General features: G+C 52.2%; 19 protein-coding genes. 1 reads left to right on the forward strand and 18 read right to left on the reverse strand.

Translation table 11 applies throughout. The features are described 5' to 3' along the window. Nucleotides 1-56: 56 nt before the first annotated feature. From pknB to ABMB67_RS05840, 11 genes are all read right to left on the reverse strand, one after another. Nucleotides 57-2,063, reverse strand: coding sequence for a Stk1 family PASTA domain-containing Ser/Thr kinase (pknB, locus tag ABMB67_RS05790; RefSeq protein WP_251221974.1), 2,007 nt, complete (start codon nucleotides 2,061-2,063; stop codon nucleotides 57-59). After that, nucleotides 2,060-2,815 carry a Stp1/IreP family PP2C-type Ser/Thr phosphatase gene (locus ABMB67_RS05795; protein WP_251221973.1) on the reverse strand — a complete coding sequence of 252 codons (756 nt, stop codon included), beginning with the start codon at nucleotides 2,813-2,815 and terminating at the stop codon, nucleotides 2,060-2,062. The genes pknB and ABMB67_RS05795 overlap by 4 nt, the downstream gene beginning before the upstream one ends. Before the next feature lie 96 nt (nucleotides 2,816-2,911). Next, nucleotides 2,912-4,258 (reverse strand): 16S rRNA (cytosine(967)-C(5))-methyltransferase RsmB, encoded by a 1,347-nt coding sequence (gene rsmB, locus ABMB67_RS05800; protein ID WP_354571375.1) that lies wholly within the window; start codon nucleotides 4,256-4,258, stop codon nucleotides 2,912-2,914. Between the two features lies 1 nt (nucleotide 4,259). Beyond that, nucleotides 4,260-5,198, reverse strand: a complete 939-nt coding sequence (fmt, locus tag ABMB67_RS05805; protein ID WP_354571376.1) for a methionyl-tRNA formyltransferase — start codon at nucleotides 5,196-5,198, stop codon at nucleotides 4,260-4,262. Nucleotides 5,199-5,238: 40 nt separating this feature from the next. Then, nucleotides 5,239-7,638 carry a primosomal protein N' gene (gene priA, locus ABMB67_RS05810; protein ID WP_354571377.1) on the reverse strand — a complete coding sequence of 800 codons (2,400 nt, stop codon included), beginning with the start codon at nucleotides 7,636-7,638 and terminating at the stop codon, nucleotides 5,239-5,241. After that, on the reverse strand, nucleotides 7,635-8,849 hold the full coding sequence (gene coaBC / locus ABMB67_RS05815) for a bifunctional phosphopantothenoylcysteine decarboxylase/phosphopantothenate--cysteine ligase CoaBC (RefSeq protein ID WP_354571378.1): 1,215 nt from the start codon (nucleotides 8,847-8,849) through the stop codon (nucleotides 7,635-7,637). The genes priA and coaBC overlap by 4 nt, the downstream gene beginning before the upstream one ends. 221 nt (nucleotides 8,850-9,070) lie before the next feature. Further along, nucleotides 9,071-9,289, reverse strand: coding sequence for a DNA-directed RNA polymerase subunit omega (gene rpoZ, locus ABMB67_RS05820; protein ID WP_251221968.1), 219 nt, complete (start codon nucleotides 9,287-9,289; stop codon nucleotides 9,071-9,073). Beyond that, on the reverse strand, nucleotides 9,290-9,904 hold the full coding sequence (gene gmk / locus ABMB67_RS05825) for a guanylate kinase (RefSeq protein ID WP_251221967.1): 615 nt from the start codon (nucleotides 9,902-9,904) through the stop codon (nucleotides 9,290-9,292). Nucleotides 9,905-9,985: 81 nt separating this feature from the next. Continuing rightward, nucleotides 9,986-10,249, reverse strand: a complete 264-nt coding sequence (gene remA / locus ABMB67_RS05830; protein WP_251192096.1) for an extracellular matrix/biofilm regulator RemA — start codon at nucleotides 10,247-10,249, stop codon at nucleotides 9,986-9,988. Between the two features lie 94 nt (nucleotides 10,250-10,343). Further along, nucleotides 10,344-11,219, reverse strand: coding sequence for a YicC/YloC family endoribonuclease (locus tag ABMB67_RS05835; RefSeq protein ID WP_354571422.1), 876 nt, complete (start codon nucleotides 11,217-11,219; stop codon nucleotides 10,344-10,346). A gap of 354 nt (nucleotides 11,220-11,573) precedes the next feature. After that, nucleotides 11,574-14,294, reverse strand: coding sequence for a calcium-translocating P-type ATPase, SERCA-type (locus ABMB67_RS05840; RefSeq protein WP_354571379.1), 2,721 nt, complete (start codon nucleotides 14,292-14,294; stop codon nucleotides 11,574-11,576). Nucleotides 14,295-14,451: 157 nt separating this feature from the next. Between ABMB67_RS05840 and ABMB67_RS05845 the strand changes: the two genes are divergently transcribed. Beyond that, a complete protein-coding gene (locus tag ABMB67_RS05845) occupies nucleotides 14,452-16,164 on the forward strand; it encodes an Rqc2 family fibronectin-binding protein (RefSeq protein ID WP_251221965.1) in 1,713 nt (570 codons plus the stop codon). Between the two features lie 391 nt (nucleotides 16,165-16,555). On the opposite strand, the gene pyrE is transcribed toward ABMB67_RS05845, so the two are convergent. Genes pyrE through pyrC form a run of 7 tightly spaced genes read right to left on the reverse strand, consistent with a single transcriptional unit; the run spans nucleotide 16,556 to nucleotide 25,188 of the window. Next, on the reverse strand, nucleotides 16,556-17,194 hold the full coding sequence (gene pyrE / locus ABMB67_RS05850) for an orotate phosphoribosyltransferase (RefSeq protein ID WP_251221964.1): 639 nt from the start codon (nucleotides 17,192-17,194) through the stop codon (nucleotides 16,556-16,558). Next, on the reverse strand, nucleotides 17,191-17,904 hold the full coding sequence (pyrF, locus tag ABMB67_RS05855; RefSeq protein ID WP_354571380.1) for an orotidine-5'-phosphate decarboxylase: 714 nt from the start codon (nucleotides 17,902-17,904) through the stop codon (nucleotides 17,191-17,193). Before pyrF ends, pyrE begins: the two co-directional genes overlap by 4 nt. Further along, nucleotides 17,886-18,818 carry a dihydroorotate dehydrogenase gene (locus ABMB67_RS05860; protein WP_251221962.1) on the reverse strand — a complete coding sequence of 311 codons (933 nt, stop codon included), beginning with the start codon at nucleotides 18,816-18,818 and terminating at the stop codon, nucleotides 17,886-17,888. Before ABMB67_RS05860 ends, pyrF begins: the two co-directional genes overlap by 19 nt. Beyond that, entirely contained in the window at nucleotides 18,815-19,591 is a 777-nt protein-coding gene (locus ABMB67_RS05865; RefSeq protein WP_251221961.1) for a dihydroorotate dehydrogenase electron transfer subunit, read from the reverse strand. The genes ABMB67_RS05860 and ABMB67_RS05865 overlap by 4 nt, the downstream gene beginning before the upstream one ends. Before the next feature lie 22 nt (nucleotides 19,592-19,613). Next, nucleotides 19,614-22,805, reverse strand: coding sequence for a carbamoyl-phosphate synthase large subunit (carB, locus tag ABMB67_RS05870; RefSeq protein WP_354571381.1), 3,192 nt, complete (start codon nucleotides 22,803-22,805; stop codon nucleotides 19,614-19,616). A gap of 20 nt (nucleotides 22,806-22,825) precedes the next feature. Next, complete coding sequence (locus ABMB67_RS05875) at nucleotides 22,826-23,914, reverse strand: carbamoyl phosphate synthase small subunit (protein ID WP_354571382.1); 1,089 nt, start codon at nucleotides 23,912-23,914, stop codon at nucleotides 22,826-22,828. Further along, entirely contained in the window at nucleotides 23,911-25,188 is a 1,278-nt protein-coding gene (gene pyrC, locus ABMB67_RS05880; RefSeq protein WP_251221958.1) for a dihydroorotase, read from the reverse strand. The genes ABMB67_RS05875 and pyrC overlap by 4 nt, the downstream gene beginning before the upstream one ends. Nucleotides 25,189-25,208: the final 20 nt, after the last annotated feature.

Genomic DNA, 25,208 nt, shown 5'->3' on the forward strand with positions numbered 1-25,208 from the left:
ACCTGAATTCCTCCTTCATTTGTTATCCGTATCATTTGCACCGCCGAAACATTGTTTTATTCATACGTGTATTGTCTGGACGTGTGAATTTGCTGGCCATTGACGTACACTTCAAATGATCCGCTTTGGGATGGGCTGACGCGAAGAGGCACGGCATAATGCTTTGTTTCCTGAATCGTCTCCTCGACAAACACTTGATCTTCCCCGTTCGTTGTCGCATCACGATAGACAATGCGAATATCAAATGTCTTTCCGGCTTCCTGGTCTTCCTCTGTCACGACAACGTCCTGGTTCACTTCAAACAAACGCGTCGGTTCTTCTTCCTGTTGCGGCGGCTCAGGTGGCCGCTCCGGCTCTCTACCTTGCGAAAGGACAATCGTTACTTCATCACCCGGCTTCAGCATCGTGTAAGGACCCGGCGTTTGACTGATGACTTCACCGGCAGCGACGGACGCGTGGTGTTGCGACTGGAAGCGGCCAACCAGGCCAGTTGATTCAAAATAAGATCGCACCGCCTCCTCCCGCTCACCAACCAGGTTGCGCAGGCGGATTTCCGATTCGACGCTATACGTCAAATAAATCGTCGTTTCCTCCGCAATCACTCGCTCGCCTTCTTCCGGCCGTTGGGCGAGGACAATACCCGGCGGCTGTTCATTCGTCTCCTGCTCAATCTTTTCGACCGTGAAATCAAGGTCGGTTAACAGCTGCTCTGCCCGCTCAATCGGCAGGCCGACATAATTATCAAGCTCCACTTCTTCCACGCCGAGACTGACAAACAGCGTGACGGTCGCATTTTCTTTGACTACGGAGCCTGATTGCGGGTTTTGTCTGACCACATGATCGCGCGGAATCGTGCTATCCTCGATATCCTCCCGTACGACGGTCAAGTTCAATTGAGTTAACTCCTGCTCAGCCTCTTCAAACGGAAACTCCGTCACATCGGGCACTTGCACTTCCGCGACGCGAAACAGGCTCGGCAATACGGTAAAGGCAGCAGCGACCGCCCCGGCAAGCAGGACGAAGGCAACGATCAGCACGATCAGCCATTTACGTTTTCTTTTCTTCTTTGGTTTCTTACTTGCCGGAGGGATCGTCGCTTCATCGCCATTTTGTCCGGTCTTTACCGGCGGCGCTTCAACCGTCTTTTCCAGGTCCTTCTCATCCGGAATATCACGAATGATCGGGATCGCTTTTGTTTCTTCCTCATCTTCCTCTGCTTCCTGAAGCGGCGCTTCATTGATTCTCTCAGGGGACAAGGCAGTCGCGATGTCCTCTTCCATATCATGAACCGTTTCATAGCGTTTCAGTGGATCCTTCATCGTTGCTTTGCGAATAATATTCTCAATGCTTTGTGGCAAAGAGGGAATCACCTTTTTCGCTGAAGGGACATCATTTTGCAAATGCTTAATCGCGATCGAGACCGCCGTATCGCCGGAGAAAGGAAGAAGCCCAGTCACCATTTCATAGAGGACAATTCCTAATGAATAAATGTCCGATTTATACGTGACATGTCCGCCGCGCGCCTGCTCCGGTGACAGATAGTGAACCGAGCCCATCACCGAATTTGTATGCGTAATCGTCGCCGCGGAAATCGCTCTGGCAATTCCGAAATCCGTCACTTTTAACGTGCCGTCATGGCTGATTAAAATATTGTGCGGTTTAATATCCCGATGAATAAAATGATTGGCATGAGCGTGAGCAATCGCCGCGAGCATCTGCTCCATATAGTCAACGGCCTCTTCAACCGGAAGCGGACCATTTGACTGAATCAGCTCTTTTAATGTTTGCCCTTCAACATACTCCATCACGATGTAATAAGTATTTCCTTCCTCACCTACGTCAAAAATATTAACTACATTAGGGTGAGCAAGACTTGTTGCCGCCTGAGCCTCACGGCGAAACCGTTTGATGAACTGCTCATCATCGGAAAACTGAGGCTGAAGAACTTTCACGGCGACAAAGCGATCAAGAATGACATCAAGCGCCTTGTACACATTGGCCATCCCGCCGCCGCCAATGGCTTCCAATATTTGATAACGACCACTAATACGTTGCCCGATCATGCCTCGTTCTCCTCAACAGGAAGCGATCGATAATCGACAAGCGCGACCGTAATATTGTCTTCTCCTCCACGTTCGTTCGCAATCGCAATCAGTCGCTTGGCGATCTCCTCAATCGGCTCATCACTTTGCACATGGGCACGAAGCTCTTCCTGAGTTACTTTATTGGAAAGCCCATCCGAACATAAAAGAATCCTCTGCTGCTCCTCCACCTGAAGAGTCACGACATCAATCTCGATTTCCTCTTCGGTCCCAAGGGCGCGCAAAAGCACGTTCTTCCGTGGGTGATCCTCTGCTTCCTCCTCGGTCAACTGGCCTTTGCGTACCAATTCCTGCACAAGCGAATGATCGGCAGTTTTTTGCTGAAAGCCTAGCTGATTGCTAATATAAGCGCGCGAATCGCCGATATGGGCAATCGTGACAAATTCCTCGGTACAAACAGCGATGACAAGCGTTGTCCCCATTCCTTGACAGTCTTCATAGGTCTGGGCATGCTGATACAAGCGCTCATTAAGCTGCATACATTGCTCATGTACCCAGTTCTCCACTTCAGCCGCAGAAGAAAATGTCGTATTTTTTTCCCAGATTGAGCGGAAGTAGTCAGTGGCCATCGAGCTGGCGACATCGCCTGCCCGGTGCCCCCCCATTCCATCTGCGACGATTGCTAAAATTCCGGTTTCGTTTTTAAAAACGCCGCCGCTATCCTCATTATGAGGTCTGCTTTTGCCAACATCCGTTCGAAACGTAAAATCCATAAAGCGCTCACCCCGTTTCTTCTTTTTACCTTTGTTCTATCATACAGCCTGCTTTCCGGCAAAATGACGAAATCGTGCTTCCGTTTGCGACGGGCATTATTGCTTGCGTAAGCGTGCAATAAAGAAGCCGTCGGTTTGAAAATCTGAAGGAAGAATCGTCACATAGCCGTCACGGTATCGCCCACCGTCTACTACGCGCTGCGGCAATCGTTCAAATAAGGAAGAATCAAACTGAAAGTCAGGATGAGCCGCTAAAAAGTGCTGGATCTGCTCTTCATTTTCCTCTTTTTCAATCGTGCACGTGCTATAGACTAGCGTCCCTCCGCTTTTGACCAACGGGGCAACAGCAGCTAAAATGTCGGCCTGTACGGCTTTGATCTTCCCAATATCTTCTTCTTTTTTCGTCCATTTAATATCCGGCTTACGCCGAATAACACCCAGTCCCGTACATGGAGCGTCAACGAGCACACAATCAAACTGCTCCGGCCCGGTTCGCTGCGACAGCACTCGTGCATCACAGGACTCCGCTTGAATCGAGGTCAATCCAAGGCGCATGGCCTGCTCGCGGATCAGCTTCACTTTATGCTCGTGCAAATCGTAGGCAAAGACGGTTCCTTCATTGTTCATTTGTTCGGCAAGATGCGTCGACTTTCCTCCCGGAGCCGCACAGGCATCGAGAACGTTCATCCCCGGCATCGCGCCGACAGCTCCGGCGACAAGCATCGAGCTTTCATCCTGAATTGTAATCTTCCCCTCTTCATATAGAGAGCTGGTGAATACATTTCCCTTTTCGATCACTAACGCGTCAGGAGCGAGATCGCCTGCTCGGACCTCAAGTCCTTCCGCCTCAAGCCGGCTGATCGCTTCAGCAACCGTCGTTCGTACCCGGTTGACCCTGACTGTGACAGCAGGTGGTCGCAGGCTTGTTTCACACATCTTTCTCGTTTCCTCATAGCCATACTGGCTTTCCCAGCGCTGAACGAGCCATAACGGAAAGCTCGTTTCCAGCGCAAGCCGTTCAAGCGGCTCTTTAACAGCAGACAGCTCCGGCACACCTTGGCGCAAAAAGGAGCGCAGCACGCCATTGACCATTCCACCGATTCCGCGATGCCCTCTTTTTTTGGCGATCGTAACCGCTTCATGAACGACGGCGCGCTCCGGAATCCGATCAAGATAGACGATCTGATAAATCGAAAGCCTGAGCAGCACCTTGACCCAGTCATCAAGCGAGCTGACCCCTTTTTTGACAAATGGCTGCAAATAATAATCGAGCGTATCCCTTCGTTGAATCGTGCCGTACACAATTTCAGTCAACAGCCCGACATCTCGCCGCTCAAGCTTTGTCCGCTTGACCGTCTGGTTTAGCAGCAAATTGCTGTAAGCCTGATTTTTTTCAATTTGAAGCAGCACCTCTAAGGCCACCTCGCGAATCGTTTTGTTCATCTCATTCTCCTAGCTTCATTCCGATTGTTAAATGAGCCCCCGCACCTCTAATAAAAGATTCGGCCGGCATTTTTTTCTTTCCTGCGGGCTGCAGCTCCGTTATTTTCAGCGCTACTTCATTTCCGGTCGAAACGACGATTCCATCCTGTTCAAGCGTGATAATCGTTCCCGGCTCCGCTGCTTGTCCGCTCACCTTGTCGGCCTTCCATATTTTCAGCGGCTTTCCTTCAAGCAGCGTAAAGGCGACCGGCCAAGGATGGAGCCCACGGACGTGGTTGTAAAGCGCTTCGCCCGTTTTGTTCCAATCAAGCTGTTCCATTTCTCGCGTAATGTTGCGGGCAAATGTGACTTTGCTTTCATCCTGCTCCTGCGGAGTAAGCTCGCCCTTGACAAGACGCGGCAACGTTTCAAGCAGCAGCTTCGCACCGGCTTCGCTCAGCTTGTCGTGCATGCTGCCGACATCATCCCTCTCTTCAATCGGTACTTTCACCTGACTGAGAATCGCACCGGCATCGAGCTTTTCAACCATGTACATAATCGTCACGCCCGTTTCCTGCTCGCCATCGATAATCGACTGGTGAATCGGGGCTCCGCCGCGGTATTTTGGTAAAAGCGAGGCGTGGACATTAATGCAGCCGAGCCGCGGAGCGTCCAGCAGCGCTTTCGGCAGCAGCTGTCCAAAGGCCGCCGTCACAATCAAATCCGGCTCGTAAGCCAGCACTTCCGCCAGCTGACCGGGCTCTGATACCTTTGTTGGCTGCAAGACCGGGATGCCGTGCTTTTCAGCCTCGCGCTTAACCGGCGGCGGCGTCAACACACGTTTGCGGCCAACGGGTCGATCCGGCTGGGTTACAGCGGCAATCACCTCGTAGCCGTGCTCAAGCAGTTGCCGTAAAATCGGTACAGAAAAATCCGGCGTTCCCATAAACATGATCTTCATAGTTGTTTCCTGCCTTTCTCTTCAAACACTGTTCCTTTCCTTACGCGAACAAATAAGGATGCATGTCAATCGACACTTGCAAGTGCCCCTGATTGATGTCGCGCATGAAATGCTGCTGGATTTCCCGCAGCGTTTGCCGTAACTCTGGTTCATTCCTGTATTTTATCATGCATTGATAGCGATATCTATCTTTTATCCGCGCCAGCGGGGAAGCGACAGGGCCGAGCACGATCGTTTCGTCTGCCAGCTCCCGCTTCAAAAAGGCGACGATTTTTTCCGTGACATCGATCACCTTCGTGATTTCCGGATGAGAAACATTTATCAGCACGATAAAGACATAAGGCGGATAGAGTCCCTGCCGGCGGTGACCCATTTCCACCTGAAAGAAATGCTCATAATCATGAGCTTTCACATGCTCAATGCTGTAGTGCTCCGGAGTATAGGATTGAATGACGACTTCCCCTTCAAGTTCATGACGTCCCGCGCGGCCGCTAACCTGCTCAAGCAATTGAAACGTTCGTTCCGCCGAACGAAAATCGGGAATATGGAGCATCGCATCAGCCGCTAATACGCCCACGAGCGTAATCCGCGGAAAATCCAATCCTTTCGCGACCATTTGCGTGCCGAGCAAAATATCGGCCTCCCCCCGGCCAAAAGCGGACAGCAGCCGCTCATGCGACCCTTTTCTTCTCGTCGTATCAATGTCCATCCGAATGACGCGGGCTTCCGGCAAAACTTTCGCCAGCTCTTCCTCAACCTTTTGCGTGCCGGAACCGAAAAAGCGAATATGCTCACTGCCGCAGGAGGCGCATGTTTGCGGCATTCGCTCCTCATGCCCGCAGTAATGGCATTTTAATGCGTGCTGGCTGCGATGATACGTTAGCGAAATGTCACAATGCTCACATGTCGCGACATAGCCGCAGTCACGGCACATCACAAATGTCGAATAGCCGCGGCGGTTCAAGAGAAGCACACACTGCTCATTTTTCGCCAGTCGGTCCTTTAACGCTTCCAGCAGCCGGACGGAAAACATCGAGCGGTTGCCACGGCGCAGCTCTTCGCGCATATCGACGATTTCGACCACAGGCATCGCCCGACTGTGAACCCGTTCGGTCAGAGGCAGGAGATGATACACTTGCTTTTGCGCCCGCGCGTATGATTCAAGCGACGGTGTCGCGCTCCCTAAAATGACCGGGCAGTTGTAATAGTGACCGCGAAAAATCGCGACATCGCGGGCATGGTAGCGCGGATTTTCTTCCTGCTTGTAGCTCGTTTCATGCTCTTCATCAATAATGATGATGCCGACATTCGTAAATGGAGCAAACATCGCCGAACGAGCACCGACGACGACCTGTACCTCCCGGCGCTGGATTTTGCGCCATTCATCGTATTTTTCACCGACGGAAAGAGCGGAGTGCAGCAGGGCGACTTTCGAACCGAAGCGCCCTTTGAACCGTTGCACCATTTGCGGCGTGAGCGAAATTTCCGGGACGAGCACGATCGCTTCCTTCCCTTGCTTCAGCGCATGGTCGATCGCCTGCAAATATATTTCTGTTTTGCCGCTTCCGGTTACCCCGTGTAGCAGAAACGTTTCATGCCGCTCTTCATCAAGCGACGAAAGGATCGGCCGGATGACAGCAGCCTGCTTTTCCGTCAGCGGCAATGGTTCCGTCCGCTCGTACTCGACATGAGCGAGTGGATCGCGATACACCTCCTGCTCGCTTTCCTGCAAATAGCCTTTATCGAGCAACGCTTTCACCGTCTGTCTCGTCGTTTGTCCTTCTGCCAGCACTCTTGCCATGGAAAGCGGCCCGGTTTGCCGCTCCATAAATGCAAGCAGCTCGGCTTGCTTGAGCGCCCGCTTTGGCAATGGCTCAAGCTTCTCGTAATTGGCGGCAAGCTGAAGATAGCGTTCCGTTTTTTTCCGTCCTTTTTCCTCAACTTGATAATGAACCTCGATGTGGCCCGCTTTAATCGCCCGCTTCAGCTCCTTCGCCAGCGCTTTATTTTGCCCGATCGCCTCCGTCCAGGCCATGACATCCCGTTCCAGAAACAGCGGCTGCAGCGCCGGTGCCAGCTGATGCAGTTCGTCAGCGAGCTTCAGCTCCTTTTTGACCTTCGTCCGCAGCGCCGCCGGAATCATCAGCTGGTAGGCCGACACCTTAAAGCAAAGCGTTTGCTCTGACAGCCAGCTGCCGAGCGCGAGCAGCTCCGTTGTTAAAACCGGGGTCGCATCAAGCAGATCAAAAATCGGCTTCGGTTTTTCGACGTTTGTCGTGTCTGAAAGCCCGATCACAAAGCCTTGAATTTTGCGGGGACCGAACGGAACGACGACTCTCATTCCCGGCTCGATCACGCCTTCCCATTCTGCCGGAATCAAATAATCAAATACGCGGTCCGTTTGTGAGCTGGGGACGTCAACAATAATTTGGGCGATCATGACTGCTGCTGCCTTTTCATGTAGTCAAGCAGTTCATCGAAAATCCGCCGGGCCGCTTCCTGCTTCGACAGCAGCGGATATTGCTTCGTTTTGCCATCACGGGTAAGAATTGTAATAATATTCGTATCTCCTTTAAAGCCCGCTCCGCTGGCAGAAATATCGTTGGCGACAATCAGATCAAGGTTTTTCGCCTCAAGCTTCTTTGCCGCATACTCTTCGACCTTTTCCGATTCAGCCGCAAAGCCGACGAGCAGCTGAGACTGCTTTTGCTCTCCCAATGTTTTCAGGATGTCGATCGTCCGTTCCATTTCAATTGCCCATTCGCCGGGCTGCTTTTTGCGCTTCTCCGTAAACACTTCCTTCGGCCGGTAATCAGCTACAGCCGCGGCTTTAATAACGATATCGGCATCGGCAAACTGACCGGTGACGGCCTCGTACATCTCCTGCGCCGTTTCAATCGCCACCCGTTTGACCCCCTTTGGACAAGGAAGCGCCGTCGGACCGGATATTAAGATGACGTCAGCGCCTTCCCGCTGCGCTTGTTCAGCAATCGCATAGCCCATTTTTCCTGAGGAGTGGTTCGTAAAATAGCGGACCGGATCGATTTTTTCCTGTGTCGGGCCGGCCGTGACAACCACTTTCTTCCCTTTCAGTCGCGGCTGTTCGAGCATCGCAAAATGCTTGTCGAGTACAGCGAGAAAAACGTCCGGCTCCGCCATTCTGCCGCGGCCCGTCCAGCCACAGGCCAAATAACCGGCTTCTCCTTCGATAAGACGATACCCGTCCTTTTGCAGCGTCTCCAAATTGCGGCTGACAGCCGGATGCTCGTACATATTGACATTCATCGCCGGCGCGAGATAAACGGGTGCTTTCGTCGCCAGCAAGGTTGTCGTCACAAGATCATCGGCGAGCCCCTGTGCCAGCTTGGCGATCATATTGGCCGTTGCCGGCGCGATCACGACGACATCGGCCCAGTCGGCGATCTCAATATGAGCGATTTTTGTCGGATCAGGCTCCTGAAACGTATCGAGATAGACAGGCTGACGCGACAAAGCCTGAAACGTTAACGGCGTGACGAATTCCTGAGCGGATTTTGTCATCATGACCTTCACCTCGGCCCCCGCCTGAACGAGCTTGCTCGTCAGCGCAGCTGCCTTAAAGGCGGCAATTCCACCACTTACCGCAAGTAATACCTTCTTTCCTTTAAGCATAGCATTTCCCCTACTTTCCTTAGCTTCCTCCAGGTAAGAAAAAGAAGAGGCTGTCTCAACAGGTCACATGATACCCTTTGAGACAACCTCAAATCAGCGCATAAAGCCTGCGAATCAAGCATCATCAAGGCTTTTCGGCGATGCCGCTCAGATGAATATCCAAGCGGCAAACAGGATAGCATTCGGCTTCCCTGCCCCTTAAAAAATCGGGTGCCAGACTGCTATTCGTTCTCGTTTGCTGAAATTCTTTCATACTTTAAGTGATCGCCGACAATTTCCTCGAGCGCTACGCCGACCGGCTTATGAGAGACCGGACGTTCAACCATCGGGCCGCGCGCGGCGTTTTCGCGAATTTCACGCGCTCGTCTTGACGACACCGTCACTAACGTATATTTTGAGTCTAGCTTTGATAGCAATGAATCAATTGAAGGGTATAGCATTTAGTCAACCTCCACTAGTTGTTTATATTTTTCAATTAAGCGTTCCCGCTTGCAATGTTCGGCCGTGACAATCGCTTTAATGCGGTCAACCGCCAGATTGACTTCGTCGTTCTCGACGACGTAATCATATTTCTCCATCATCTCGATTTCTTCTCGCGCCACGGTCATTCTTTTATTAATAATATCCTCCGTCTCCGTTCCGCGTCCAACAATTCGATTGCGGAGCTCCGCCAGGCTCGGCGGCATTAAGAAAATAAAGACGCCTTCCGGGAAACGCTCCTTTACCTTCAAGGCACCTTGCACTTCGATCTCGAGGATAATATCATGCCCTTTGTTAATCGTCTCCCTGACATAGTCGATCGGCGTTCCATAATAATTGCCGACATATTCCGCCCATTCAAGCAATTCATCCTGCTCAATCATTTTTTCAAACTGCTCCCTTGTCTTGAAAAAATAATTGATTCCGTCGACCTCGCCGGCCCGGGGAGCTCTCGTCGTCGCCGATACCGAGTACTGAATCGCTGTTTTCTCTTTACGCAATGCCCCACAGACAGTTCCTTTGCCAACTCCTGCCGGTCCCGATAATACTAGTAATAGACCTTTCTCCTTCTTCATAGGAACCTCCTACACCATCCTTCACGCTCTATCTAATATGTATTCTAGCAAAAGAAACGCTGATTAGCGAATCAATGCGCCTTAGGCCTCTTCCGCCCCGTCTTCCTTCGTCGTCAGGCGCTGAGCAACTGTTTCCGGCTGAACCGCGCTTAAAATAACATGGTCGCTGTCGGCGATGATCACTGCTCTTGTCCGTCTGCCGTAAGTCGCATCAATCAGCATATTGCGGTCTCTAGCATCTTGAATAATTCGTTTAATCGGTGCTGACTCTGGGCTGACTATCGAAATAATCCGGTTTGCTGAGACGATATTTCCAAAACCGATGTTAATTAATTTAATATTCATGGGTATACCCTCCACTTCAGAGAGCAGCAACACTCTCAACAGTATTATCCAAACTAATCTTACTATATACGAAAATTCGTTCGAATTCTAGCGTCTATTCAATATTTTGCACCTGCTCTTTGATTTTCTCAATAAAGCCTTTCATTTCCACGACATGCTGCCTGATTTGCGTGTCAAGAGCCTTCGAGCCAATCGTATTCACTTCGCGGTTCATTTCCTGTACGAGAAAGTCGAGACGTCTGCCGATCGCCTCATCAAGCTGAAAATAATGGTCGAACTGGGTTAGATGCGAGCGCAGCCTGACAATTTCCTCGCGGATATCGGCTTTATCAGCCAGCAGGGCGACCTCCGTCAGCAGGCGATCGTGATCAAGCTCGACCTCCTTCAAATACTCCTGCAAACGTGCTTTGATTTTTTCCTGATAGTCTCCGAGCATGCTTGCCGCCTGGCGTTCAACCTGGTCACAAAGCAAGGCAAGCTGCCGCAACGATTCGGCAATATCCTGGAAGAGATGCTCTCCTTCCTGCAGCCGCATTTCATTTAAAGACGCCAGGGCGAGCGCGACAGCTTCTAAAATCGCATTCTCCATTTCCTCGGCCCGTTCCCCCGTATCAAGAGTGACGGTAGCGATTTCCGTATGTAAGAGCAGGGATTGCGCATCGAGCCGCTGCGATTCGCCATGAGAAAGCCGGCCGGCAATCAAATTCGCCGCTTCGATATACTGGTCGAGCAACGCGGTGTCAACCGTCAGCTTCTTCAGGCTCGTTGCATCCTGCTCAATCGTCACAAAAAGATCGACTTTTCCTCGTAAGATCTGCTTTTTCACTTGCTTCCGAATCGCTTCTTCACATTTCAGCAAGTGGTGGGGAAGACGAATATGACATTCCTGAAAACGTTGATTCACCGCTTTCAGCTCCACCGTCACCGTACCGAAGCTCGTTTTGACCGAGGCAGTGCCATAGCCTGTCATACTTTTCACATTATCACATCCACAGCTGTATTTTTTTGCACAAGTGGTAAAGAGCGGGCTCATCCTACAAGGAGTTTATCATATTGCGCCAGCCGGATAAATCCTTCTGCTCGAAAAGCAAAAAGAGGATGAAAAAAAGGTTGGTTTTTCCCTTTTTTCTCATCCTCGAAGCAGGGTGCGGAACCGCCACGATCGTTCAAGCGGGTTTCTCACAACAGCCTGCCCGCAAATGTTGTCCTTCTTGCTACTTCCGCGCTAACTAGTTTTGCCTCAAACTCGAGGCAGGCACGAAACGGAGAGACTGCCGTGTTTTTTCCCTTCCTCCCCGACTTCTGTCCCGGTTCTCAACACCACTCATTTGCTGGCCGCTTTGCTTCTTTTCATGAATTGAAAGCCGCCAAGGACGACGGTTGGAATCGAGGCCATCGCCAAAACGAGCAGCCATTCGCGTTCTGTCAAAGCGACCGTATGGAAGATCACCTGCAATGGCGGATAATAAATGACAGCGAGCATCAGCAATGTCGAGATCAGGACCGCCCCAACCAAGTAGCGATTTTCAAAAAGATTGCGATGATAGATTGAATATTCGCTGCGGCAATCAAATACATGAATCAATTGCGCCATCACGAGCGTGACGAAAGCGACGGTTTGCGCGCGAATCAGCTCATCCGGATGAGCCTCAAGCGTCAGCGAGAAGGCGACGAGTGTCACGACGCCAATCATAAAGCCCCGGCTTAAAATTTTCCACGTCAGGCCGCGGGCAAACACCCCCTCCGTCGGACTTCTAGGCGGACGCTTCATCACATCTCCTTCGGCCTGATCCATGCCGAGCGCCATCGCCGGCAGCCCGTCAGTGACGAGATTGATCCAGAGAATCTGAATCGCCACTAAAGGAAGCGGCATCCCGAGCATCATCGCAAAAAGCATCACCAGAATTTCACCGACATTGGACGCCATCATATAACGGATAAATTTGCGGATGTTTTCGTAAATGTTCCGTCCTTCCTTAATCGCCGCTTTAATCGTCGCGAAATTATCATCACTCAAAATGAGCGAGGACGCTTCCTTCGCGACGTCCGTGCCGGTGATTCCCATCGCAATCCCGATGTTTGCCGCCTTGATCGCCGGGGCATCATTGACGCCATCCCCCGTCATGGCGACAATATGACCTCTCGCCTGGAGCGCCTTGACGATTTTTAATTTATGCTCGGGCGACACGCGCGCATAAACGGCAACATCGTCAACAACCTGCTCCAGCTCAACAACGCTCCACTTGGATAACGTCGCGCCATCAAGCACCTTGCCGCCCGCAGTTAAAATCCCGAGCTGGCCGGCGATCGCCGCCGCTGTCCCTTTATGGTCGCCGGTGATCATCACCGTTTTGATCCCGGCTTGGCGGCATTCCATAATCGCTTCCTTCACCTCCGGCCGCGGCGGATCAATCATTCCCTGCAAGCCGATGAAGATTAAGCCGCGCTCCGCCTCAAATGCTTGACGGCAATCCTCTTCCCGGTCGAGCGGACGATAGGCGATCGCGATCGTCCGCAGCGCCTGAGCCGCCATCTGATTCACAACCTGGCCGACTTCATTTTTTCTGGCTGGCGTTAGCGGCTCCTCAGCTGTCCCGTAGACGAGGCTCCTACATTGGGTCAGGATGACGTCGGGAGCTCCCTTTGTTATGACATAACGCCGGCCGTTCCGTCCTTTCACAATAACCGACATCATTTTTCTCGTCGAATCAAACGGAAATTCCTTTTCCCGTGAAAAATGCTGTGAAAGCTCTTCTTGATCGTAGCCGGCCTTCATCGCCGCGACGACGAGCGCCCCTTCCGTCGGATCACCGTCAAGCACGTATTCCTGCTTCTGTCTGCGCAGCAATCCTTGTTTTTCTGTCCTGAGCTCAAGAGTGGCGTTGTTGCACAGCCAGCCGTAGCTCAGCAGCTGCTGGAGCCTGCGGCTTTGCTGAGGATCAGCCTGCTTGCCATGCTTGAAAAACGTCCCTTCCGGCTCATAGCCGCCGCCCGTCACCTCCCATGCGGCACCACCGACCCACAGATGGGTGACGGTCATTTTATTTTGCGTTAACGTGCCTGTCTTATCTGAACAGATCACCGACGCGCAGCCGAGCGTTTCAACAGCCGGGAGCTTTCGGACAATCGCCTTGCGTTTGATCATCCGCTGTACACCAAGCGCCAAAGCGACGGTGACGATCGCCGGCAAGCCTTCCGGAATGGCCGCAACAGCAAGCGATACCCCCGCTAAAATCATCGTATAAAGCGCATGCCCCTGGACTACCCCGATCAGGACGACTAAGGCGGTCAGCACGAGCGCGACGGCGATTAAAATTTTGCCCAATTGTTCAAGCCGCCGCTGCAAAGGCGTGACAAGCGTTGTCGTTTCCTGCAGCAAATGGGCGATTTTTCCCATTTCCGTTTTCATTCCAGTCGCAACAATGACGCCGACGCCACTCCCCTGAGTCACAAGCGTCCCCATAAAAGCCATATTACTTTGATCGGCAATTTCGACATTGCTCGGCACAAGCACTTGCTCCATTTTATACACAGGAACAGATTCGCCTGTCAAAGAGGATTCTTCAATCCGCAAACCGCTTGTCTCAAGCAGCCGAAGATCGGCCCCAATCCGGTCCCCGCTCGTCAGCTTGACGAGATCTCCCGGCACAACCTGAGTCGAAAGCACCTTGACCCAGCGCCCTTCCCTGAGCACGGTCATTTGCGGCGCCGACAGCTCCTTCAACGCATCGAGCGACTTTTCCGCCTTGCGCTCCTGAACGAAGCCCAAAATCCCATTTAAAAGAACGATCACCATAATCGTCAAGGCGTCGATATACTCGCCCAGCAAGCCTGAAATCAAGGTCGCCGCCAGCAGAACAAGAACCATAAAGTCTTTAAACTGGCCGAAAAAGACGAATAACGCCGAAGGGCGCTCCTTTTCCTCCAGCTTGTTTCCGCCATATGTGCGAAGCCGCTTCTTCACCTCCTGCTCTGACAGCCCGTCATGCTTATCCACTTGTAATGCGTGCAGTACGTCATTTTCCGGCATTTGATACCACTTCATTGCGACACCTCTGTTTCCCCATGATAGAACGGCTCATGTTTTTCTGTTTCTTATACAAGCCATCTTATTCAGTCAAATTGAAAAACATGCTATACTCGGATAAGCAATTCATTATCGCAATTTATACGCCGCTTACATAAGGAAGGATGAAAAAGCCATGTCATTTGATGGATTTATGACAAGGGCGATCACAAACGAGCTCTCCCATTTGTTGACGTCAGGAAGAATTTCTAAAATATATCAGCCGTTTAAAACGGAACTGCTTTTTACAATTCGCGCCCGCGGAAAAAACCACCAGCTCCTGCTTTCGGCCAACGCCAATTTCGCGCGCATTCATGTAACGACCGAGAAGTATGACAATCCGGCTGTTCCGCCGATGTTTTGCATGCTGCTGCGCAAGCATCTGGAAGGAAGTCTGATTGAAAGCATCGAGCAGCTTGAGATGGAACGGATCATCATTTTCACGTTGCGCAGCAAGGACGAGCTTGGCGACGAATCGTTCAAAAAGCTCTATGTGGAAATTATGGGACGCCACAGCAACATCACGCTCGTCGATGCCGAGTCAGGCCTTATTTTGGACAGCATCAAGCATATCAGCCTGTCCCAAAGCAGCTACCGGACCGTGCTTCCGGGCCATGCGTATAAGCTGCCGCCAAACCAGGAGAAAGCTGATCCATTTGCGCTCGATGAGGAGCAGCTGTTGCGGCGGATTGATTTCAACGCCGGGAAAATCGACCGCCAGCTCGTCGAACAAATTGCCGGTCTTTCCCCGCAGCTCGCTGCTGAAATGCTGTACCGCGCCGGCTCTGTCGTTAATAAAGCGACGTTGCCGCCAGCCGTGCTTGACGTCATTTCCATGGCACGCGAGCACCGCTATCAGCCGGAAATGCTCGTCACAAAGCAAGGCAAGGAGCTATTTTCCCCTTTTTCTTTGCAGCATGTCGACGGAGAGAGAAGACATTTTGCCACGGTCAGTGAGCTGCTCGACCGCTTTTATTTCGGCAAGGCTGAGCGCGATCGCGTCAAGCAGCAGGCTCATGATCTCGAACGCTTTCTCCGCAACGAAAAGCAAAAAAACGAGAAGAAAATCAAGAAGCTCGAAAAAACGCTGAAACAGGCCGAGCAGGCCGCGCTCTATCAAAAGCTCGGCGAACTGCTGACCGCCAATCTCCACCTCGTTCCACGCCATGCGAAGGAGATCGAGGTGATTGACTATTACGACGAAAATGCGGGCAAGATCATCATTCCGCTCGACCCGCAAAAAACCGCCTCGCAAAACGCGCAAAGCTATTTCAAGCGTTATAACAAGGCGAAAAATTCGCTGAAGGTCGTCGAAGAGCAAATCAAAAAAGCCGAAGAGGAAATCGTTTATTTTGATCAGCTCATTCAGCAAACCGAATCAGCCGCACCGCGGGATATTGAGGAAATCCGTGAAGAGCTAATGGAGGAGGGCTATCTTCGCCGCCGTCACGCGCCGAAGAAGAAAAAGAAAGAGACGAAGCCGCAGGTAGAGCAGTACTGTTCTTCAACCGGAATTGACTTTTTTGTCGGCAAAAACAACAAGCAAAATGATTATGTAACAAACACGCTCGGCCGCCAGGATGAAATTTGGCTTCATACGAAGGACATCCCCGGCTCTCATGTGCTGATCCGCAGCACCGACCCTGACGAGACGACATTGCAGGAAGCGGCCACCGTGGCCGCCTACTTCAGCAAAGCGCGCCAGTCAAGCTCTGTGCCGGTCGACTACACGCGCATCCGCCATGTCAAAAAGCCGAACGGAGCCAAGCCCGGCTTTGTCATTTATGAACAGCAAACAACGCTGTTCGTCACCCCCGACGAAGACCTCGTCCGGTCATTGCGGAAATAAAAAAGACGCCCTATTATTTTTCAGATCGCATAAACAAATCGAAAGAGCCTTGCTACATCTAAAAATGTAGTAAGACTCTTATCTTTTTTTGATCCAACTTAGTAGTCTATCCCAAGGAGACTGCGGCTTCGGCTTGCACGTGCGAGCAGGAAAGAAACCCATTTTCCTGCTCGCTTTAAAACATGGTGCAGCCTATGCTCGCGGCTTCAGAAATAAAAAAGAGGAACGTCACCTCTTTTTTTGATCCAACTTAGTAGTCTGTCCCAAGGAGACCGCGGCTTCGGCTTGCACGTGCGAGCAGGAAAGAAACCCGTTTTCCTGCTCGCTTTAAAACATGGTGCTGCCTATGCTCGCGGCTTCAGAAATAAAAAAGAGGAACGTCACCTCTTTTTTATTTCTTTACTTTAATCCAGTCTGTGGAGGCTGGGTCTTTGCGCCATTCGGCGAGGCGTTCCATTTCTTCTTCGGTCAGCGTGCCGTTTTCCATCGCGACTTTCAGCAGCTCGGAATAAGAGGTGAGAATGTACGTCGGCAGCTTGGCTTCCTTGAGCGCCTCTTCCGCTTTTTTGAATTCATATGTAAAAATAGCGACAACCCCTACGACTTCGACGTCATTCTCCCGGAGTGCCTCAGCGGCCTGAATGACGCTTCCTCCGGTTGAAATCAAATCTTCCACAAGGATCACTTTCTGTCCCGGCTCGACTTTTCCTTCAATTTGATTCTGCTTGCCGTGTCCCTTCGCGCTTCCACGGACATAGATCATCGGCAGTTCCAGTGCCTCACTTAACAAGGCAGCGTGCGGAATCCCGGCTGTTGCCGTGCCGGCAATGACATCGACGTCAATCTTTTCTGTTTTCACATAGTCGACGAATCCTTGAATGATCGTCCGGCGAACTTCCGGGTACGAGAGTGTCAGGCGGTTGTCACAGTAAATCGGCGACCGGATACCCGATGTCCATGTAAATGGTTGATTTGGGCGGAGATGAACCGCTTCAATGTCTAATAAATAACGGGCAATACGTTCTCTCATGCTTTTCCCTCCCATTCGTTTTTCATCTCTTGGTAGACCTCATACGGGCGCTCAGCCGTTGTGATGCTTCTTCCGACGACGATTGCCGAGCTTCCAAGCCGGTACGCTTCACCCGGGGTGACGATCCTGATTTGATCACCGGCCGCATCCTCTTGTCTGCGAATGCCGGGGCAAACCGTGTAAAAATTCGGGCCACAGGCTTCATGAATCAGCGGCACCTCCTGCGCCGAGCAGACGACACCTTCGATTCCGCTTTCTGCGGCTGATTTCGCATAAGCGCGGACAACATCCTGCAAAGGCTCGCCAATCAGCAGCTCTTTCGCAAGCATCTCCGCATTTGTGCTTGTCAATTGAGTGACCGCGATCAAAAGCGGACGTTGCTTGCCGGCTGGCGTCCCTTGCTCCAGTCCTTCACGCGCCGCTGTCATCATTTTCTTTCCGCCGGCCGCATGGACATTGACGACATCGACGTCAAGCTCGGCAAGGCTTCTCATCGCCCGTGAGACCGTATTTGGAATATCGTGCAGCTTCAGGTCGAGAAAGATCTGATGCCCTGCCTGCTTCAGCTCTTCCACAACCGCGCGTCCTTCACGGTAAAATAACTCCATTCCGACTTTCAAAAAAAGCCGTTCATCATCAAACTCGGCTAAAAGCTGCCGACGTTTTTCCTTACTATCAATATCCAACGCGATCATAAGGGGACGTTGCATGTTTCCTTCCAGCTCCCTCCAATAAGATCTGTGACGTGTTCGACTCCAAGCTCATCTAAGCGAAGGGGGAGTTGTTCAATAATCGTCGGACAAACTAACGGGTCGGTGAAATTCGCCGTTCCAACAGCGACTGCGCTCGCTCCGGCCAGCATGAATTCAATGACGTCATCAGCCGTTTGAATCCCGCCCATTCCGATAATCGGAAGATCGACGGCCTGACTCACCTGGTGAATCATCCGGATCGCAACAGGCTTGACGGCCGGTCCTGACAAGCCGCCGTAGCCATTCGCTAAAATCGGCCGGCGTGATTTCAGATCAATCCGCATCCCCAACAATGTATTAATCATGGAAAGCCCATCCGCTCCGGCAGCCTCCACCGCCTTGGCGATGCTGACAATATCAGCGACATTCGGGGAGAGCTTGACATAGACAGGCACAGCTGATACATTTTTTACTTCACGAGTCAACTCTGCGGCCACTTCGGGAATCGTTCCAAAGGCAATCCCGCCCTGCTTAACGTTCGGACAGGAAATATTCAGCTCGATCGCGGCGACATTGGCGGCTTCAGAAAGGCGGGCCACTGTCTCCACATAGTCATCAATATTCGTTCCGGCAACGTTGGCAACAATCGGCACATCATAGCGCTCGAGCCACGGCAGCTCATTGGCGAGCACGGATTCGAGGCCGGGATTTTGCAGGCCGATCGCATTCAGAATACCACTGGCGGTCTCAGCGACACGCGGCGTCGGATTACCGAAACGCGGCTCAAATGTCGTCGCTTTGATCGCAATCGCCCCTAATTGAGCCAAATCAAAATAGTCGGCGTATTCTTTCCCGAAGCCGAAGCAGCCTGAAGCAGGCATGATCGGATTTCGCATCGTTAAACCAGGTAAATTGACAGCTAAACGGTTCATAGCACTACCTCCCCTACAGCAAAGACAGGTCCATCTGTACACACTTTCCGGTAGCTTGTCCCCGCTTCATCTCCAGCGACATGACAGACGCAGGCGAAGCAGGCGCCAATCCCACAGCCCATCCGTTCCTCAAGCGATAAAAACGCCCGTTGATCGGCATATAAAGCCGAAAGAGCCTCAAGCATTGGGGTCGGTCCACAAGCATAAAGTGTATCACATTCCAGCGATTCGCGCGAGATCACATCTGTGACAAATCCTTTCGTTCCTCTCGTTCCGTCAACGGTCGCGACATAGGTCGGTCCCAGTTCTTTAAATTCCTGCTCATAAAAGACATCTTCGGCCGATTGAAAGCCGAGAATATGAATGACATTGACGCCTCGTGCCAGCAGCTGCTTTGACAAATAATAGAGAGGAGGGACGCCTACCCCTCCACCAATCAACAAGGCCGTTTCCCCGCGCTCTGTCGCCTCAAGCGGGAACCCGTGACCAAGCGGGCCAAGCACGTCGAGCGCCGTCCCCACTGGCTTGGCCGCGAGGCGCGCTGTTCCTTTCCCTTCGATCCGGTAGAGCATTTTGACCTGCTTCCGTTCAAGATCGACATCGCAAATACTGACCGGTCTGCGCAACAGCAAATCGTCTGTTTCACTGACGCGAAGATGAAGAAATTGTCCCGGTTCTTTCATTAAGCCGGCAAGCTCACCCTCACATGTTACTTCGACGACATTTCTAGTCAGCTCTCTTTGATTGATGATCGTTAGTAAGCCTTTTTTCATCGTTGTCCCTCCTCTATTCTTCTCACATCTGCATTTGCGGCATGCATTCTGACGAAAACGTAATCGACTCAAGCACACGGAGCAGTGCCTCTGCCGTATCGATTGACGTTAAGCAGACGATGCCGTTTTCTACCGCTTCCCGGCGGATGCGGAAGCCATCCCGCGCCGGCTGTTTTCCGCGCGTCAGCGTATTGATGACAAACTGCGCTTCCCCCTGCTGAATCACGTCGAGCAAATGCGGCTTCGCTTCACCAATTTTGTTGACGACCGTCACCGGAATGTTTTTCGCTTTAATATAGCCTGCCGTTCCGGCCGTAGCCAGAATATCAAAGCCGATCTGATGGAAGCGCTCCACGAGGCTGAGCGCCTCTTCTTTGTCTTTGTCGGCAATCGTAAACAAGACTGAACCGTGGGTCGGAATCGTCATTCCCGAAGCGATCAGGCCTTTGTAGAGCGCCTTTTCAAGCGTCTGGTCACGACCCATGACTTCACCGGTCGATTTCATTTCCGGTCCGAGCGTAATATCAACGCGACGGAGTTTAGCAAAGGAGAACACCGGCACCTTCACCGACACCTCACTCGCTTCTTCCTGATAGCCTGTTTCGTAGCCAAGCTCCGGCAAGGTTTTGCCGAGCATCACCTTCGTTGCGAGGTTCGCCATCGGCACGCCGGTAATTTTGCTTAAAAACGGCACGGTCCGGCTTGAACGCGGATTGACTTCGAGCACATACACTTCGTCGCGGTGCCAGACAAACTGAATGTTCAACAGGCCGACGATACGCAAGCCTCTCGCAATCGCAATCGTCCGCTCGATCACCTTCTGCTTTAACTCATCAGGAACGGTTTGCGGTGGATAGACGGCGATCGAGTCGCCTGAATGCACCCCGGCACGTTCAATATGCTCCATCATTCCCGGAATAAAGACGTTCTCGCCATCAGAAATCGCGTCGACCTCGAGCTCTTTCCCGGTCAAGTAGCGGTCAATCAATACAGGATGCTTCGGATTGACATTGACGGCATTTGTCATATAGTTGAGCAGCTCTTCTTCCTTATAGACAATTTCCATCGCCCGGCCGCCAAGCACATAGGATGGCCGCACGAGCACCGGATAGCCGATTTCCGTCGCAATCGCCACCGCTCCTTCGACCGACGTCGCTGTTTTACCTAGCGGCTGCGGAATATCGAGCGCCAGCAGCGTCTGCTCAAACTTGTCACGATCCTCGGCGCGGTCCATGCTTTCCAGCGACGTCCCGATAATCGGCACGGCGCGCGCCTCAAGATCGGCGGCGAGATTAATCGCCGTCTGCCCGCCAAACTGGACGATCACCCCTTCCGGCTGTTCGAGCTCAAACACATGCATCACATCTTCAACCGTTAACGGCTCAAAATACAGCTTATCTGACGTGCTGAAGTCCGTTGAGACGGTTTCCGGATTGTTGTTCATAATAATCGCTTCATAGCCGGCTTCCTTGATCGCCCAAACTGTATGGACGGTCGCATAATCGAATTCAATGCCCTGTCCGATCCGGATCGGGCCGGAGCCGAGGACGAGGATGCTTTTCTTGTCCGTCCGCACCGATTCATTTTCTTCTTCGTACGTTCCGTAAAAATAAGGGGTTTCCGATTCAAATTCCGCCGCGCATGTGTCCACCATTTTATAAACAGGACGAAGGCCGTTCGCCGCGCGAAGCTCGTAAACCGCGCGCTCCTCCATCTGCCAGAGACGGGCAATTGCCAAATCGGAGAAGCCACGTTCCTTCGCTCTCTGCAATACGTCGAGATCACCTTTTTTTCCGGCCAATTCCTGCTCAAGCTTCATCATCCGCGCCAGCTTCTGAATGAAAAAGCGGTCAATTTTCGTCCGTTCGATCAGCTCTTGTACGGTTTCTCCGCGGCGCAGCAGCTCAGCAAGCGTAAACAGCCGTTCATCATCGGCTTTCTCAATCCGCTGCAAAAGCGTCTCCGTCGGAGCTTCGGCAAGCTTTTTATCATAGAGATGGTCATAGCCGGCCTCCAGAGAGCGAACAGCTTTTAACAACGACTCTTCCAAATTACGGCCGATCGCCATCACTTCACCGGTTGCTTTCATTTGGGTGCCGAGCGAACGGTTGGCAGCATCAAATTTATCAAACGGCCAGCGTGGAATTTTCGTCACCACATAGTCGAGCGCCGGCTCAAAGCTGGCATAGGTTTTCCCGGTAATCGGGTTCAGCAGTTCATCGAGACTGTAGCCGACGGCAATTTTCGCCGCCATCTTGGCAATCGGGTAACCGGTCGCCTTTGAAGCGAGCGCCGAGGAACGGCTGACGCGCGGATTAACCTCGATAATATAGTACTGATCGCTGAACGGATCATGGGCAAATTGTACATTACAGCCGCCTTCGATACCGAGCGCGCGAATAATCGTCAATGACGCGTTGCGGAGCCGCTGATAATCGCGGTCGGTTAACGTCTGACTCGGAGCAACGACGATCGAGTCACCTGTATGGACGCCGACAGGATCGATATTTTCCATATTACAGACGACGATCGCCTGGTCCTTCGCGTCACGCATCACTTCATATTCCACTTCCTTGAAGCCGGCGATGCTTTTTTCAATCAGACATTGCGTGACAGGGCTGTACTTCAATCCGCTTGTGACGATTTCTTTCAGCTCTTCTTCCGTATGAGCGATCCCGCCGCCCGTGCCGCCGAGCGTATAAGCCGGCCGGATAATGACAGGGAAACCGATCTGCGCGACAAATGCTTCCGCTTCCGTAAGAGTGTGGACGATTTCGCTTTCCGGCACCGGCTGCTCCAGCTCATTCATCAAGGTGCGGAAGAGGTCGCGGTCCTCGGCCTTTTGGATCGCCTCAAGATTCGTTCCGAGCAGTTCAATTCCGTAATCGGCGAGAATTCCCGCTTGTTCCAGCTCCATCGCCATATTCAGGCCTGTCTGTCCGCCAAGCGTCGCGACAATCCCATCGGGACGTTCTTTGCGGATGATCCGGCTGACGAATTCAAGCGTTATCGGCTCAATATAAACACGGTCGGCCATCGTTGTATCCGTCATGATTGTCGCCGGATTTGAATTGATCAAAATAACCTCATAGCCCTCTTCTTTAAGTGCCTGACAAGCCTGTGTCCCGGCATAATCAAATTCCGCCGCCTGCCCGATGACAATCGGCCCCGAACCGATCACTAATATTTTCTGAATATCTTCACGCTTCCCCATTGCTCCCTCTCCCTTCTCTATTACGCAAGTACTCGTGCTTTCTTTTCCGCTTCCATCATTGTCACAAACTGATCAAACAACGGGTTTGCATCCTGCGGACCCGGTGAGGCCTCCGGATGATATTGGACGCTGAACGCCGGTGCGTCAAGATGCTTGACTCCTTCTACCGTTCCGTCATTGACAGCGACATGCGTCAGCTCCAGACGTGTATCGACTAAGGAATCCGGATCTACGGTATAGCCGTGGTTTTGCGCTGTAATGTCAATTTTCCCTGTCGCCAGCTCACGCACCGGATGATTCGAGCCGCGATGGCCGAAGCGCAGCTTGCTCGTTGTCGCGCCGCACGCCAAAGCGAGCAGCTGATGACCGAGACAGATTCCGAAAATCGGCACGCGGCCAAGTAACCCCTGTATCATCGCAATCGCGCCAGGAACATGAACCGGGTTCCCCGGCCCATTGCTTAGCATCACACCGTCTGCACCGAGGCGGATGATTTCCTCTGCGCTCGTATTGTATGGGACAACGACGACATCGCACTGTCTGGCGATCAGCTCCTGTAAAATACCGTGCTTCATTCCGAAATCAACGAGCACGACGCGATTTCCGCGCCCGGGCGCGTGATAGGCATCCTTTGTCGAGACGAGCTCGACCTGATTCGTCGGCATCACCGTCTGTCTCAGCTCGGCGGCAACCACCTGCGGATCGACCTCCAATGAACAAATCCGTCCTTTCATCGTTCCATGCTCGCGGATCAGCCTAGTCAGCTTTCTCGTATCGATCCCGGCAAGACCTGGAATGCCCTTTGCTTCAAGAAGCGTGCCAAGCGATTCCTCCTCCTTCCAATGGGAAGGCTCCGCTTCATATTCCTTTACGATCAAGCCATGAATCGCCGGGGTGATCGATTCAAAGTCATCGCGATTTATGCCGTAGTTTCCAATGAGCGGGTAGGTCATCGTCACAATTTGGCCGCAATAGGAGAGATCGGACAAAATTTCCTGATAGCCCGTCATTCCGGTATTAAACACAACCTCACCGCTCATCTCTTTGTCAGCACCAAAGCCTTCGCCGACAAACACGTGACCATCCTCTAAAATCAGCTGCTTTTTCATGCTTTCACCTCTTCCTTATGAAAGACAAGCTTCCCGTCAACAAATGTATAAAGCGGCCAGCCTTGGCACACCCAGCCATCAAACGGCGTGTTTTTTCCTTTGGAGAAAAAGGCTTCCTTATCAATCGCTTTTTCAGTCGTTAGATCAATCACCGTTACGTCGGCAACGCCGCCCTCTGTCAGCACCGCGGCAGGCAAGGAAAATGCTTCGGCCGGTTTCACCGTCAGCCAGTCAACCAGCTGCTTCAGCGTCGCTTTTCCGCTTTTCACCATGTGGGTATACAAGAGCGGAAAGGCGGTTTCCGAGCCGACAATGCCAAGCGGTGCCCGTTCCATTCCGGCTGCTTTTTCTTCCTCGCGATGAGGCGCATGGTCAGTCGCGATGAAATCAATCGTTCCGTCAAACAACCCTTCCCACAGCGCTTCCTGGTCCTCTTTCGAACGGAGTGGCGGATTCATTTTAAAATTCGGATCCAGGCCTGGAATATCATCCTCGCACAGCAGGAGGTGATGCGGTGATACTTCCGCCGTGACGCGAATGCCGGCGCGCTTCGCATCGCGCACAACGCGGACGCTTTCCTTCGTGCTAATATGGCAGACGTGATAATGGGCGCCCGTCGCTTCAGCGAGCAGGACATCACGGGCAATATGTACAGATTCACAAATCGACGGGATTCCTTTCAAGTTATGCTTGGCGGCATAGTTGCCATCATGAACATAACCGCCGTGGATCAGCGTATCCTCTTCACAATGGGCGACGATTGCCATGTCAAGCTCGGCCGCGCGTGTCATCGCCTGCAGCATTTGATCGGCCGATTGAATGCCTACACCGTCATCGGTGAAGGCGAACGCCCCGGCTTCCTTCAAAGCGGCAAAATCAGTCAGCTCCTGACCAAGCTGTCTGATCGTGATCGACGCATACGGAAGGACGCGGACATAGCCCGTTTCTTCCATCTTCTTGCGGATGTGACTAAGCGTTTCCGCATTATCCGGGACAGGGCGTGTATTTGGCATCGCACAAATCGTCGTAAAGCCGCCCGCCGCTGCCGCCTTTGAACCGGTGGCAATCGTTTCCTTCGCCTCTCCACCCGGCTCGCGCAAATGAACATGCACATCGACCAGACCCGGTGCGACAAGCTGACCTTCGACATCAATCACTTCCTGCGGCTCACCCGGCTTTTGAAAATACGTCCGTCCTTCTGAAATAAAAACATCCTGCTGCTTTAATGAACCGTCCTGCTGTAATACGAAACCGCCTTTTAATTGAATTGTCATTTCATTTCCTCCTCTTAAAT

The organism is Halalkalibacter oceani (genome assembly GCF_040544555.1).
GTDB lineage: Bacteria > Bacillota > Bacilli > Bacillales > Bacillaceae_D > Halalkalibacter > Halalkalibacter oceani.

Coding starts and splice junctions, on each gene's coding strand:
- ABMB67_RS05860 (WP_251221962.1), bottom strand. CDS start 18,818: ATGAACCGTTTAGCTGTCAATTTACCTGGTTTAACGATGCGAAATCCG.
- rpoZ (WP_251221968.1), bottom strand. CDS start 9,289: ATGCTATACCCTTCAATTGATTCATTGCTATCAAAGCTAGACTCAAAA.
- ABMB67_RS05840 (WP_354571379.1), bottom strand. CDS start 14,294: ATGAAGTGGTATCAAATGCCGGAAAATGACGTACTGCACGCATTACAA.
- rsmB (WP_354571375.1), bottom strand. CDS start 4,258: ATGAACAAAACGATTCGCGAGGTGGCCTTAGAGGTGCTGCTTCAAATT.
- pyrF (WP_354571380.1), bottom strand. CDS start 17,904: ATGCAACGTCCCCTTATGATCGCGTTGGATATTGATAGTAAGGAAAAA.
- ABMB67_RS05845 (WP_251221965.1), top strand. CDS start 14,452: ATGTCATTTGATGGATTTATGACAAGGGCGATCACAAACGAGCTCTCC.
- priA (WP_354571377.1), bottom strand. CDS start 7,638: ATGATCGCCCAAATTATTGTTGACGTCCCCAGCTCACAAACGGACCGC.
- gmk (WP_251221967.1), bottom strand. CDS start 9,904: ATGAAGAAGGAGAAAGGTCTATTACTAGTATTATCGGGACCGGCAGGA.
- ABMB67_RS05835 (WP_354571422.1), bottom strand. CDS start 11,219: ATGACAGGCTATGGCACTGCCTCGGTCAAAACGAGCTTCGGTACGGTG.
- carB (WP_354571381.1), bottom strand. CDS start 22,805: ATGGGGAAGCGTGAAGATATTCAGAAAATATTAGTGATCGGTTCGGGG.
- pknB (WP_251221974.1), bottom strand. CDS start 2,063: ATGATCGGGCAACGTATTAGTGGTCGTTATCAAATATTGGAAGCCATT.
- remA (WP_251192096.1), bottom strand. CDS start 10,249: ATGAATATTAAATTAATTAACATCGGTTTTGGAAATATCGTCTCAGCA.
- ABMB67_RS05795 (WP_251221973.1), bottom strand. CDS start 2,815: ATGGATTTTACGTTTCGAACGGATGTTGGCAAAAGCAGACCTCATAAT.
- coaBC (WP_354571378.1), bottom strand. CDS start 8,849: ATGCTTAAAGGAAAGAAGGTATTACTTGCGGTAAGTGGTGGAATTGCC.
- pyrC (WP_251221958.1), bottom strand. CDS start 25,188: ATGACAATTCAATTAAAAGGCGGTTTCGTATTACAGCAGGACGGTTCA.
- ABMB67_RS05865 (WP_251221961.1), bottom strand. CDS start 19,591: ATGAAAAAAGGCTTACTAACGATCATCAATCAAAGAGAGCTGACTAGA.
- ABMB67_RS05875 (WP_354571382.1), bottom strand. CDS start 23,914: ATGAAAAAGCAGCTGATTTTAGAGGATGGTCACGTGTTTGTCGGCGAA.
- fmt (WP_354571376.1), bottom strand. CDS start 5,198: ATGAAGATCATGTTTATGGGAACGCCGGATTTTTCTGTACCGATTTTA.
- pyrE (WP_251221964.1), bottom strand. CDS start 17,194: ATGAGAGAACGTATTGCCCGTTATTTATTAGACATTGAAGCGGTTCAT.